Annotated in this window: 10 protein-coding genes and 1 pseudogene; 4 read left to right on the forward strand and 7 right to left on the reverse strand. The window is 51.6% G+C overall.

What is annotated here, in order from left to right; all coding sequences use genetic code 11:
- Nucleotides 1-56: 56 nt before the first annotated feature.
- The 4 genes from HA49_RS07835 to pdxB all read right to left on the reverse strand — a co-directional run bounded on the left by HA49_RS07835 (nucleotide 57) and on the right by pdxB (nucleotide 3771).
- Nucleotides 57-713 carry a DedA family protein gene (locus tag HA49_RS07835; RefSeq protein WP_038021800.1) on the reverse strand — a complete coding sequence of 219 codons (657 nt, stop codon included), beginning with the start codon at nucleotides 711-713 and terminating at the stop codon, nucleotides 57-59.
- Between the two features lie 6 nt (nucleotides 714-719).
- Nucleotides 720-1547 (reverse strand): tRNA pseudouridine(38-40) synthase TruA, encoded by an 828-nt coding sequence (gene truA / locus HA49_RS07840; RefSeq protein ID WP_038021802.1) that lies wholly within the window; start codon nucleotides 1545-1547, stop codon nucleotides 720-722.
- Between the two features lie 2 nt (nucleotides 1548-1549).
- Complete coding sequence (locus HA49_RS07845) at nucleotides 1550-2557, reverse strand: aspartate-semialdehyde dehydrogenase (RefSeq protein ID WP_038021805.1); 1008 nt, start codon at nucleotides 2555-2557, stop codon at nucleotides 1550-1552.
- A 77-nt stretch (nucleotides 2558-2634) separates the two neighbouring features.
- Nucleotides 2635-3771, reverse strand: coding sequence for a 4-phosphoerythronate dehydrogenase PdxB (gene pdxB, locus HA49_RS07850; RefSeq protein ID WP_038021807.1), 1137 nt, complete (start codon nucleotides 3769-3771; stop codon nucleotides 2635-2637).
- A 188-nt stretch (nucleotides 3772-3959) separates the two neighbouring features.
- Here pdxB and HA49_RS07855 point away from each other — a divergent pair.
- Together HA49_RS07855 and flk are read left to right on the forward strand one after the other, a co-directional pair.
- Nucleotides 3960-4858 (forward strand): annotated as a pseudogene (locus HA49_RS07855) (DMT family transporter).
- A 132-nt stretch (nucleotides 4859-4990) separates the two neighbouring features.
- The gene (gene flk / locus HA49_RS07860; RefSeq protein WP_038021812.1) at nucleotides 4991-6025 is read left to right on the forward strand and encodes a flagella biosynthesis regulator Flk; all 1035 of its coding nucleotides are present in this window, start codon (nucleotides 4991-4993) and stop codon (nucleotides 6023-6025) included.
- Here flk and HA49_RS07865 read toward each other — a convergent pair.
- Nucleotides 6022-6465: a rhodanese-like domain-containing protein gene (locus HA49_RS07865; RefSeq protein ID WP_038021815.1), complete on the reverse strand. Its 444-nt coding sequence runs from the start codon at nucleotides 6463-6465 to the stop codon at nucleotides 6022-6024. The two genes, flk and HA49_RS07865, sit on opposite strands and share 4 nt — an antisense overlap.
- 82 nt (nucleotides 6466-6547) lie before the next feature.
- Between HA49_RS07865 and pdxR the strand changes: the two genes are divergently transcribed.
- Nucleotides 6548-7972: a MocR-like pyridoxine biosynthesis transcription factor PdxR gene (gene pdxR, locus HA49_RS07870; RefSeq protein ID WP_038021818.1), complete on the forward strand. Its 1425-nt coding sequence runs from the start codon at nucleotides 6548-6550 to the stop codon at nucleotides 7970-7972.
- Here pdxR and HA49_RS07875 read toward each other — a convergent pair.
- Complete coding sequence (locus HA49_RS07875; protein ID WP_038021820.1) at nucleotides 7945-9138, reverse strand: arabinose transporter; 1194 nt, start codon at nucleotides 9136-9138, stop codon at nucleotides 7945-7947. The genes pdxR and HA49_RS07875 overlap by 28 nt on opposite strands.
- 257 nt (nucleotides 9139-9395) lie before the next feature.
- Between HA49_RS07875 and HA49_RS07880 the strand changes: the two genes are divergently transcribed.
- Nucleotides 9396-10565, forward strand: coding sequence for a M20 aminoacylase family protein (locus tag HA49_RS07880; protein WP_038021823.1), 1170 nt, complete (start codon nucleotides 9396-9398; stop codon nucleotides 10563-10565).
- Between the two features lie 73 nt (nucleotides 10566-10638).
- Here HA49_RS07880 and fabB read toward each other — a convergent pair whose 3' ends face one another.
- Entirely contained in the window at nucleotides 10639-11859 is a 1221-nt protein-coding gene (gene fabB, locus HA49_RS07885; protein ID WP_038021826.1) for a beta-ketoacyl-ACP synthase I, read from the reverse strand.
- Between the last annotated feature and the right edge of the window lie 136 nt (nucleotides 11860-11995).

The raw sequence follows: 11995 nt of genomic DNA on the forward strand, positions 1-11995 counted from the left end.
CCCGCCCACACTGTGGATAAAAATCTGGTTTAACCGTCTGAGGCCTGCAGGAAAAACTAATTTTTCCGTGCTGCCTGTCTGCGATGCCGCAAGACTTCGATAATGCCGGGCAAGACCGAAATAACAATAATAGCAACAATCAGCAAATTAAGATTCTTCTGCACCACCGGTAAATCACCAAACAGGTAACCGGCATAGCTGAACAATACTACCCAGGCAATCGCCCCGGCGATGTTAAACAATGCAAAGTGGCGGTAAGACATTTTACCCATTCCGGCCACAAACGGCGCGAACGTCCGAATGATCGGGATAAAACGCGCCAGGATAATCGTTTTGCCACCGTGCTTTGCATAAAATGCGTGGGTCTTATCCAGATAGCTACGGCGAAAGATCTTTGAATCTTCCCGGCTGAACAGTTTACCGCCAAACAACCGCCCGATGGTGTAATTAACTGCATCTCCTGCAATAGCAGCCACAATAATACACAGCGCAAGCAAATGAATATTTAAATCATTGCCAGGGAGTGCCGCCAGAGCCCCCCCTACAAATAGCAGGGAGTCACCCGGCAGGAACGGAGTCACCACCAGACCTGTTTCACAAAAAATGATCAGGAACAAAATGGCATAAACCCAGACTCCGTAATCCGCGACCAACCGTGCCAGATGAACATCGATGTGCAGAATAAAATCAATAATAAAATGGATGTACTCCATGAATGCTTATCCTTTACCTGAGAATAAATCATCGCCGGTCAGAAATAACGGACCAGGCTCGACATCCGGCAGTTCGAACTTAGCCGGATAATCCACCGAGACCAGATATAAACCTTCCGCCCTGGCTGTAGCTGCCGCCAGTTTACGGTCTTTTGCTGCCAGTAATTCCGCCATCCATGACTCCTGCTGGTTACCACAACCTACTTCAAGCAGACTGCCGACGATATTGCGCACCATATGATGTACAAATGCATTGGCTTTAATATCGACAATCACAAAGGCCCCCTGGCGCCACACATGAATATGACTGATGTTTCTCCACGGGGTTTTGGACTGGCAATGTACCGCACGAAATGAAGTAAAATCATTTTCGCCTAATAAGCTCTGCGCTGCACGGTGCATAGCAGCCTCATCCAGCGGATGATAAAAGTGAGTGATTCCCTGATCGAGGATTGCCGGGCGCAATCGCTGATTATAAATAATATAGCGATAGCGCCGTGCAGTCGCACTGAACCGGGCATGGAAATCATCGGCCACTTCTTTCACCCAGCGTACCGCAATGTCTTTGGGTAAATTAGCATTCACCCCCAAAGTCCAGGCACTGTCCGGCCGCTGTACACTGGTTTCAAAATGAACCACCTGACCGGTGCCATGAACACCCGCATCAGTACGGCCGGCACAAAAGACGTTAACCTCATGGTTAGCTACGGTAGTTAATGCCCGCTCCAGATATCCCTGCACACTGCGGACCTCTGGCTGGCGCTGCCAGCCGTAATAACGGCTACCGTCATATTCGATACCCAGCGCCAGCTTACGTGTCTTCACTTCAGACATGGTTACAGATACTCCTGCACCAGCCGTTCAGCAACTTTCACTGCCATTAGTGCTCCGCCGAAACGAATATTGTCGGCCACTGACCAGAATTGCAGTTGTTCAGGGATCCCATAATCGTTATGTAACGATCCAATGCACAACTGACCGCTTCCGGTCGCATCACTCACTGGGGTCGGAAACTCACCCTCATCGCTCAGCAGAATATCTCCGGACACTGCCAGATCATTGCGAGCTTCGTCCGCCGAGTAAGGTCTGAGACATTCCAGCTGTACGCTCTGGGCATTACCATAAAACACGGGGGCCTGGACGGAACTGACCGACACCGGCAACCCTTCGTCCTGCAGGATTTTTCGAACCTGATCCACCAGCCGGCGATCTGCCGCCACACTCCCCTGCTCATCCGGCACTAACGGCAGCAGGTTAAACGCCAGTTGTCGGCCAAAATAATGTTCATCAACCGGTACGCCATTAAGCAAACGAGCACTTTCCCCTGCCAACCCGTCCACCGCGGCTTTACCGTGACTGGAGACCGATAGCAGGTTAGTGACCTGTATACGACCGACCCCTGCCGCATCCGCCAGTGGCTTAATCGCACATAATAACTGGCTGACCAGATTATCCGCCACGCTGACGATATTACGGTTTCGGTAATCGGCTAATACCTGAGGATTAACCTCAGCGATAACCAGCGGTACATCTGGCTCCAGGGCAAACAAAGGGCTACTGTCAATGACCAGACACCCGGAGCTGGCAGCCTGCTCAGCATATTGTGCAGAGGCTTCACTGCCGGCCACAAAAAACGCCAGCTGCGCCTGTGCCCAGTCAAAGTCTGTTGCAGAACGTACCAGATGGTTTTTTCCATCCACCCGCACCGACTCTCCGGCACTGTTTTCGCTGGCTAATAAGAATAACTCACCAACCGGGAACTGACGCTCCGTCAACAACTCCAGTACAGCACTTCCCACTGCACCAGTGGCTCCTAAGAGAGCGATATTCCAGCCGTCAGACATGTTGGTTTACTCCAGAAAACAAAAAATAAAGCGGTGAGATCCACCGCCTGAACAAGAGGTAGTGATAGCCAAAAAACTCAGCAATTACCGGTAAACTTTGCATTAAAACCCAGTAAGCGTAGTTTTTCTGCGGTGTCTGCATTGTCGCAATCCACCTGTAAAGAGGACCATTCCCGGCGTTCCCAATACTGCTTACGCAGGCGGTCAAACTCCCCTGGCTTATCAGCAACTGCACGTAACAAGGCATCATCACGGCGCACATCATACACCAGATGTGCCAGACGTTTTAGCATTGCCTGATCACATTCTCCCCGCAGGGTCAGTTGGCGAATATCCGGGACAGGCAGTAACTCAGCTAAGGGGACCTGTTGTGGCTGACCGATAAAGGCTGACCATGCTTCAAAAACCTGGGTAGTTCCGCGGGCTTTCCCTTCCAGGGTATAGCCGGCAATATGTGCCGTTGCGATATCCACCTTGTCCAGCAACGCTAACGACAACTCAGGCTCGGGTTCCCAGACATCCAGTACCACCGAGAGGTCCTGGCGGTTCTCCAGAACAGTCAGCAGTGCCTGGTTATCTACTACCGGACCACGGCAGGCATTAATCAAAATGGTACCTTCAGTGAGTTGTTCCAGCAGCGCCTGATCTGCCAGGTGCAGAGTTTTATAAGGTCCGTCTTTGAATAATGGCGTGTGGAAGGTCAGAACATCCGCTTCATGGACCAGTGTTTCCAGCGAATGAAATTCACCTTCATCACCACGATCAGCGCGAGGTGGATCGCAAATCAGCGTTTTAATGCCAGCCGCTTCCAGTCGGCGCTGTAACCGCCCACCGACATTACCGGCCCCGACAATACCAACAGTACGATCCGTCAACAGGAAGCCGTCTCGTTCGGCCAGGGCGAGCAGTGCTGAGAACACATATTCAACCACCGCAATAGCGTTACAACCTGGCGCGGCAGAAAAAGCCACACCCTGTGCCTGTAAATCCGCAGTGTTGATATGATCCTGACCCGCTGTCGCGGTACCGACAAAACTTACCGGGGTCCCTTCCAACAACGAGTGATTCACCCGGGTGACCGAACGCACCATCAATGCATCTGCACTCCGCAGTTCTGCTGAAGAGACTGTTCGTCCTGGCACTGCAATCACATCGCCGAGCCGGCTGAACAGTTCGCGGGCATACGGCATATTTTCATCAACAACAATTTTCACTGACTTTGTCCTGTTGAACCGGAATTATAAAGATATTCTGTCATAAAGCCTGCCGGAAAACATCCGGCGTTTGTGCGGTGAATCGCTTGCCTTAGTGTCTCTTGTCCGTCATCTTAACCGACTCTGTTAAACACTCTAAGGCGGTCATACCCGGGAGACTGCACTGATATTCTGTTGAAGGACTGGTTATGAATTTTTTGTTCCCCCTCGGCGCCGTGATTATCTGGGCGATCAACTCTATTGTTAGCAAACTGACGGTAGGTGTGATTACTCCGGAGGCGATATCCTTTTATCGCTGGATTATTGCGTTAGTGATATTGACGCCATTCGTTTTACCTTCAGTGATCCGTAACCGTGCAGCGCTGTCACGTGAATGGTTAAAACCTGTTGATTCTGGGGGGCGTTGGGGATGGTGTTGTATCAGAGCCTGGCCTATTACGCGGCACGAACAGTCAGTGCCCTGTTTATTGGGATTATTGTCGCCAGTATTCCGTTACTCACGATTATATTTAGCCTGTTTATACTGAGACTGACACCGACGCTGGGTATCGTGTTTGGCGCAATTCTTTCCTTTTCCGGACTCACCTGGCTTATCAGTCAGGGCCACCCACAACAGTTGTTTACTCATGGATTAGGCAGCGGAGAGCTGATGATGATTGTGGCTGCTGCGGCCTATGCGTTGTATGGTGTGCTCACCAAACGCTGGTCGATGAATCTGCCACAGTGGCAAAGTCTGTATGTTCAGATCCTGTTTGCAGTACTGCTGCTCATTCCGGGCTTTTTACTCACCCCGAATATTGCCTTAACCGTTCATAGCATCCCGTTGGTGCTTTATGCTGCGATCCCTGCCTCCGTCATGGCCCCGTGGTTATGGATTCAGGGGGTCGTTCGTCTTGGCGCCAATACAGCCAGCATTTTTCTGAACCTTTCTCCGGTTTTTACCGCCATTATCGCGATTATATTTCTGCATGAGAAATTGCATAGCTGGCACTGGATCGGCGGCATATTAACTCTGGCCGGAGTAGTGCTTGCTCAGCGACTACGAACCCCACTCGGACGCAGGGCCGGACAAAATCTGCCCCGTTAGCCACTTTCTGTTATATGTTTAACTAAATCTCCCTGCTTATCCCTTGGGATTTCTCAGGGGGATTGTTATCATACTGGCTGATACTCCGGCTAACCCCGGGCTGAATTTTCTCTACTTGCTGGAATGTTTGTCATGCAACCACTCCGCGGCCCATCCGGGGTCACTGGCGAAACAACGCCTTCTGCCCATTCACGGGAAACTCATACTCCAGCATCACCGGCTGCACTGACGACTGCCCAGCGAACTGCGCTGGAACGTATTATTGTCCGGATTATGGCCATCAGTTCTCTGAAGCCGGCTGAGCTATGGGCAGGTATCCGCCATCAGTCGGGTGTAAAGCATGACAATGAACTGCTTTCCAGCCACTTTCCCGCCGCAGAGCAATGGCTGACCGGACGGCTTATTCAGGAAAAAAATGCCCGTTCAGCCAGAATTCTACTCCAGCAACTGACAGACTTGCTGCCGGTAGGAAATAATCGTCAGGCCGTGAGTCATTTTATCCGCCAGAATTTTGGCCAGACCGTGCTGAGCTCACTGACCCAGCCCCAGTTGCAACAGGTACTGACCATGCTGCAAAACGGTCAGATGGATATTCCACAGCCGCAACAAATACGCACGACGGATCGTACATTGCTTCCGGCTGAACATCAGAATTTGCAACAACAGGTGATTAAACTAACCATTTCCGGTGGCGGTTCTCCGTCGGCAGTCTGGCAACAGCTGTTCAGCCTGATTTCATTAAAAAATGGTGATCCGATTCCATCGCGATTTTATCCACTGATGAACCAGTATCTGCAGGCCAGAATTGCATTACTTACCCATAGCCAGACTCTGCCGCTAACATTACCGGCGTTGTTAAAATCGCTGAAACAACCGCCATCTGAAACAGAGGTTCAGCATCTGACAGGTTACTGCGAGCAGCAATTCCCTTCAGTCGCTACCCAACCTCTGACTGAAGTTCAGGCTCAGGATGTGTTGCATCGTTTGTTTCGTTTACGGGCAGAACAGCTGATTCTGGCCGGGAAAAAAGAGTCCGTGACCAACCCCCGGCCACTGACTGCCGATATTCCCGCGCCGGCGCCAGCCAGTTACTGGTCACGTATACCCCGTAGCTGGCTGGTTATCCTGCTGGTATTGGTTATTATTCTGCTGTTGTGGCTGTTCTAACATCCACACTCTTTATCCGCCGGTGATGACGGCCACTCCCCGGGGAGTTCCCCGGTTGTCACCGGATGTTGATCACGCTTCCAGAAATCCAGTCCGCCAATCAACTCACGCACATAAAAACCCGCCTGAGCCAGTTTTAATGCACCTTTTGTCGAACCATTGCAGCCGATACCATCACAGTAAGTGATATACAGTAATGACGGATCCAGTTGTGCCAGCGTCTCTGCGGTCATTGTGCGATGAGGAAAACTCCGCGCGGTAGTGATATGTCCCTGCCGGTAGTGCGTTTCAGACCTGACATCCAATACGACAATCCCCGGATTACCCTTTTGCACATCCTCCGCCAGATCCCAGGCATCTGAGTAAAATGCCAATTTACGTTGTAAATATTCGACTGACTGGCTCGGTTGGGCAACAGCTGACAGATTAAAGTTCATCATTTTTCTCCTTGCTAACTGAGTTCAGATTACCGCAGGATAGCAAGACCACTAATACCACTTCTGGCAGGCAGATAAGACCACTATGCTACCACCCTCCCCCTGGCTGGTGATATTTGACAATTTACCAGGCCGTGGCCATCGCGAGCGATTATGTGAGACTCTGCGCCTGGCCATCCACCGCGGACACCTTTCTGCAGGACAGAAATTACCTTCCAGTCGTCAGTTGGCCGCCGACCTGTCACTGTCCCGGGTGACGACAGAGGCCGCCTATAGCCAGCTGGAAAGTGAAGGTTATCTGGTGCGTTATCAGGGGAAAGGTAGCTTTGTCGCGACATCGGTCAGAACAATCAATCGTCCGCTAAACGATCCCTTTTCTCTGCCAACACTGTCAGAACGTGGCCGGCAAATTGTGGCCACCGGGGGATGTGAGGATCCGCGGGTTCCGGCCGCATTCGCTGCTGGTTCTCCGGATCTGCGGGAATTTCCCTTTCCAGCCTGGCAAAAATTATACGATGAGGTACTTCGTCGTCAGGATCTGAAATTGTTTGGCTACGGCGATCCTCAGGACCTTCCCGAATTACGGACAGTAATTGCCGATTATCTGGCGCTTTCACGACAGGTAAATTGCACAGCTCAGCAGGTGATTATTCTGAACAGCTCTCAACAGGCATTGCAGTTAATCAGCATGTTGTTGATTGATCCTCAGGATCAGGTGCTGACCGAACAGGCCTGTTATCCGGGAGCACGCAATGCCTTTCTTGCCGCTGGTGCAAAATTATCGTCTCTGACACTGGATGATCAGGGGGCACAGGTTCCGGATATTGCTGCAAAACTGGCTTACCTGACGGTGGCTCACCAGTATCCGTTGGGTATGTCGATGAGCTCTACACGCAGGAAAGAATGGCTGGAGTGGGCTAAACAACATGGAGCATGGCTGGTTGAAGATGACTATGACGGCGAGTTCCATTACCAGGATACGACGTTACCGGCACTACAATCAGAGGATCGTCAGCAGCGGGTAATTTATCTGGGAACCTTCTCTAAAAGCCTTTTTCCGTCGCTGCGGCTGGCCTGGATGGTATTGCCCGTATCATTAACCGACAGTATGGTCCGGGCGAGAACCCTGACCGACGGACATACCCCGCAGCTCTCGCAGGCAGTAACTACCGAATTTATCCGGCGAGGTTATTTTGCTCAACATTTGCGGCGAATGCGTAAACTGTATGGTAGCCGGCGTCAGCTGCTGACCGAACAACTGCAACAAAACTTTGGTCAATGGCTAAGGGTGATGCCTGGCGATGGGGGATTGCAGTTAACCGTTGAACTGCTACAGGGAGAGGAAACCGTCCTGACCCGCCAGGCAATGGCTGCCGGACTCATTCTGCCTCCGGTCTCCCCTCTGTTTATCAGTGGTCAGAAATTACAGGGCTGGATCCTGGGCTATTCGGCCCTGCAACGGGCCGAAATACTGGAGGCTTGTCAGCGGCTGCGGGCGTTGTTTGCCTGAAAAAGTAACCGCAGAGAAATAATTAAACCGGCCAGCGCGGCACAGGCTCCCGCCAGATAAACCGAGCCATAGCCAAATCCGCTGGCCAGTAGCCCGGCGATTGGGCCACTAATGCCATAGGCAATATCCTGGAACGCTGAGAAACACCCCAGAGCCGTCCCTCTGACTTTGGCATCTACACTATGGACAACTTCCACTCCCATTGCCGGGAAAACCAGTGAACATCCGCACCCTGTCAGCGCGGCGCCGGCAAACGCCATCCATTCCTGAGTCCCCAGGCAGAGCAAAAGTAATCCAACGGTTTCCACCGCCAGTGAAATCATAGCAACCTTTACACCACCAACTTTGTCCGGGAAGCCGCCAAAAAAGATACGCACCACGACATAAAATAATCCAAAGGCCGTCAGTGTATAACCAGCATTTCCCCAGTGACGATCCGCAAAATAGAGAGAAGTGAAAGCACCGATCACGGCAAATCCTACTCCCTGCAATGCCAGCACCACGCCCGGGGTCAGGATCTGCCGGACCACGCTAAACAGCGACGGCCGGTTACCGCTGGAAACCGGGACTGACCGGACACTGAAACAACAAAGCAGCGCCACAGCAGGACACAGCGTGGCTACCGCGCTGACGCCAATGAAACCATAATGATGCTGGATCAGTAAACCTAACGGGGCGCCAGCCGCCAGAGCCCCATAGATTGCCATCCCATTCCATGACATGACGATACCTGAACGCTTAGGACCAATCAGACCCAGGCCCCAGGTCAGATTGCCGGTAAACAACAGACTTTCACCAAATCCCAGTAATAACCGGCCAATAATTAACAGGGTAAACTGTAAGGCCACTGAGCCGTTCAGTAATGCGGAACAGAGATAAGCCACCCCGACCAGAATGATGACGGACATCCCCTGCAGAGTTGTCAGCTTCGCACCTCGCTGGTCTGCGCGCTTACCGGCAAATCCACGGGTCAGTAAGGTGGCGAAAAACTGAATCCCCACCGCAAAACCGACCATGACATCATTCATTCCTAACTGTTGATGTACATACAACGGAATGACCGGGAGTGCCAGTCCGGCCGTCAGGTAGGTAATAAAAACCGAGAAGGAGGTCACTCCTACCGGTAGTGTTGAGGCAGTTGTTTCCGGTAACGCAGCTTCAGCCATGACAAATAAACTCCATTAAGATCCCGGCCCCGTGCTGCACACAGAACCCGTGAAAGAACCGGACATTCCCGGTAAAACCAGTGAATCACCGATTCTGACACAGCCGCCGCACAGATCAAATCGGATAACGGTCATCCCGTGCTATCTGCCTGGCTCAGCCCGATGCCCCCGAGCAGTATGATTAAAGCTCACGTTTTGTATAACACAGAACACCCTGCGCCCTACAATACCCCTACATTTTTAACGGAGATAACATAATGGAAAGGATTACCCGTGAAATCGTAAAACTTTCGGAGGAATTTACCGGCATTCGCCCTCAGCTACATCGTCACCCTGAGCCAGGCTTCGAAGAGCATCTCACCAGTCAGTGGCTGGCCGACTATCTGGAGAAGTTGGGATATGTTGTGACCCGGGGAATTGGCGGGACCGGGTTGGTTGCTACCCTCAGGCGGGGCCAGGGCGTAAAACGACTGGGGTTACGGGCAGATATGGATGCCCTGCCGATTCAGGAGAATAGTGGTAAAACATGGAGCAGCCACCAGCCTGGAAAATTCCATGGCTGTGGCCATGACGGCCATACCACCATTCTGCTATGCGCAGCCCGTTATCTGGCAGAGAACCCCGATTTTAATGGCACACTGCAACTGATTTTTCAGCCTGCTGAAGAGACCCTCAGTGGCGCAAAAGCAATGATAGATGATGGTCTGTTCTGCCGCTTTCCCTGTGATGCCCTTTTTGCTATGCACAACATGCCTGGCCTGAAAGCAGGTGAGTTCTATTTCGCCGACGGTGCCTTTATGGCTTCTTCTGATAACCTGCAAATCACTGTCTCTGGTAAAGGTGCTCATGGTGCCATGCCGGAAAACGGTATCGATGCCACACTGGTAGCCTGCCAGATCGGTTGTGCATTACAGAGTATTGTTTCGCGTAATGTTGCTCCGGCAGATGCTGCGGTGATTACTATTGGCAGTATTCAGTCCGGCGATGCACCAAATGTGGTCAATGATACGGCTATCATGAAACTGAGTGTCAGGGCACTCAAACCCGAAGTGCGTAATAAGGTGCTGACCAGAATCCGGCAACTGGTGACGGCCCAGGCAGAAAGTTTCGGTGCCACCGCCAGTATCCAACAGTTAAACGGCAGTCCGGTGCTGGTCAATGCTCAGGAAGAGACCGCCTTTGCGGCCGGAGTTGCCACCCGGTGGTTTGGTGCAGACAAAGTCCACCTTAACACTCCGCCATTAATGGGCAGTGAAGATTTCACCTATATGCTGGAAGCGAATCCCCGTGGCTGTTACCTGCTGACAGGCAATGGTGACGAACAAGGTTACAGTGCCCTGCATAACCCGGGTTATGATTTTAATGATCAGCTGATTGTCCCCTGCGCCAGCTTTTGGGTAGCGCTGGTAAGTGAATACCTGAAATAGTGGCCGCTGAACCGGCATAAAAAAAACCGACCCTATAATCAGGGCCGGGTTTTCTGCATCTATGCAATCGGGCTTATGCCTGATACTTACGCATTGTCAGCGTGGCATTGGTGCCACCAAAACCGAAACTGTTAGACATGACAGTAGTCAGTTTTTTCTCAGTCGGTTTAGTCACAATGTTCATACCGCTGGCTGCTTCGTCCGGTTCTTCGATGTTAATGCTTGGCGCAATAAAACCATGTTCCAGCATCAGCAGGCTGTAAATCGCTTCCTGCACACCGGCAGCCCCTAAAGAGTGTCCGGTCATTGCTTTGGTCGCAGACAGTGACGGGGTGTTATCACCAAAGACTTCACGAATCGCACCCAGCTCTTTCAGATCACCTACCGGAGTAGAGGTTCCGTGAGTATTCAGATAATCAATCGGGGTATCTACGCCCTGCAACGCCATCTTCATACAACGTACTGCACCTTCACCCGACGGAGCCACCATGTCTGCACCATCAGAAGTCGCACCATAGCCAACAATTTCGGCATAGATATGCGCACCACGGGCCAACGCATGTTCCAGTTCTTCAACCACAACCATTCCGCCACCACCGGCGATAACAAAGCCGTCACGGTTAGCATCATAAGTACGGGACGCTTTTTCCGGAGTCTCGTTATACTTAGTTGACAGCGCACCCATTGCGTCAAATTCGCAGGCCATTTCCCAGCACAGCTCTTCACCACCACCAGCAAAGACGATATCCTGCTTGCCTAACTGAATCTGTTCTACTGCATTACCGATACAGTGTGCAGAAGTGGCACAGGCTGAACTGATAGAATAGTTTACGCCGTGGATTTTAAACGGGGTTGCCAGACAAGCAGATACCCCGGAAGCCATCGCTTTGGTGACCACATAAGGTCCTACCGCTTTCAGGCCGCGCGGGCTACGCATGGCATCTGCACCAAAAACCTGGAAACGCGGAGAACCACCTCCTGAACCGGCAATCAGGCCGACACGCGGGTTGTTCTGATACTGTTCTACGCTTAGACCGGAATCTTTAACCGCTTCTTCCATCGACAGATAAGCATAAACAGATGCATCACTCATAAAACGCACAATTTTGCGATCAATCAGGCCGGTGGTATCAAGCTTTACATTGCCCCAGACATGGCTGCGCATGCCGGCTTCTTTCATTTCTTCTGAAAAGGTGATACCAGAACGGCCTTCCCGCAGGGATGCCAGTACCTCTTGCTGATTATTACCAATGCTGGAAACAATCCCCAGGCCAGTGATCACTGCACGTTTCATTCAAAAGTCCTCATTCACATCTCTTCGATTTACGGTGCACTTTAGCGTACACTTGTAAGCCGAACAAGTCCGATCAGCAAATTCCCGTGTAAATTTGCGTCGCAGGTATGATATCGATAAAATTCGCTTACTGCCT

Source organism: Tatumella morbirosei (genome assembly GCF_000757425.2).
GTDB lineage: Bacteria > Pseudomonadota > Gammaproteobacteria > Enterobacterales > Enterobacteriaceae > Tatumella > Tatumella morbirosei.

What these genes read in the sequence shown, in the direction of transcription:
- HA49_RS07835 (WP_038021800.1), bottom strand. Translation starts at nt 713, where the DNA reads ATGGAGTACATCCATTTTATTATTGATTTTATTCTGCACATCGATGTT.
- truA (WP_038021802.1), bottom strand. Translation starts at nt 1,547, where the DNA reads ATGTCTGAAGTGAAGACACGTAAGCTGGCGCTGGGTATCGAATATGAC.
- HA49_RS07845 (WP_038021805.1), bottom strand. Translation starts at nt 2,557, where the DNA reads ATGTCTGACGGCTGGAATATCGCTCTCTTAGGAGCCACTGGTGCAGTG.
- flk (WP_038021812.1), top strand. Translation starts at nt 4,991, where the DNA reads ATGCAACCACTCCGCGGCCCATCCGGGGTCACTGGCGAAACAACGCCT.
- HA49_RS07865 (WP_038021815.1), bottom strand. Translation starts at nt 6,465, where the DNA reads ATGATGAACTTTAATCTGTCAGCTGTTGCCCAACCGAGCCAGTCAGTC.
- pdxR (WP_038021818.1), top strand. Translation starts at nt 6,548, where the DNA reads ATGCTACCACCCTCCCCCTGGCTGGTGATATTTGACAATTTACCAGGC.
- HA49_RS07875 (WP_038021820.1), bottom strand. Translation starts at nt 9,138, where the DNA reads ATGGCTGAAGCTGCGTTACCGGAAACAACTGCCTCAACACTACCGGTA.
- HA49_RS07880 (WP_038021823.1), top strand. Translation starts at nt 9,396, where the DNA reads ATGGAAAGGATTACCCGTGAAATCGTAAAACTTTCGGAGGAATTTACC.
- fabB (WP_038021826.1), bottom strand. Translation starts at nt 11,859, where the DNA reads ATGAAACGTGCAGTGATCACTGGCCTGGGGATTGTTTCCAGCATTGGT.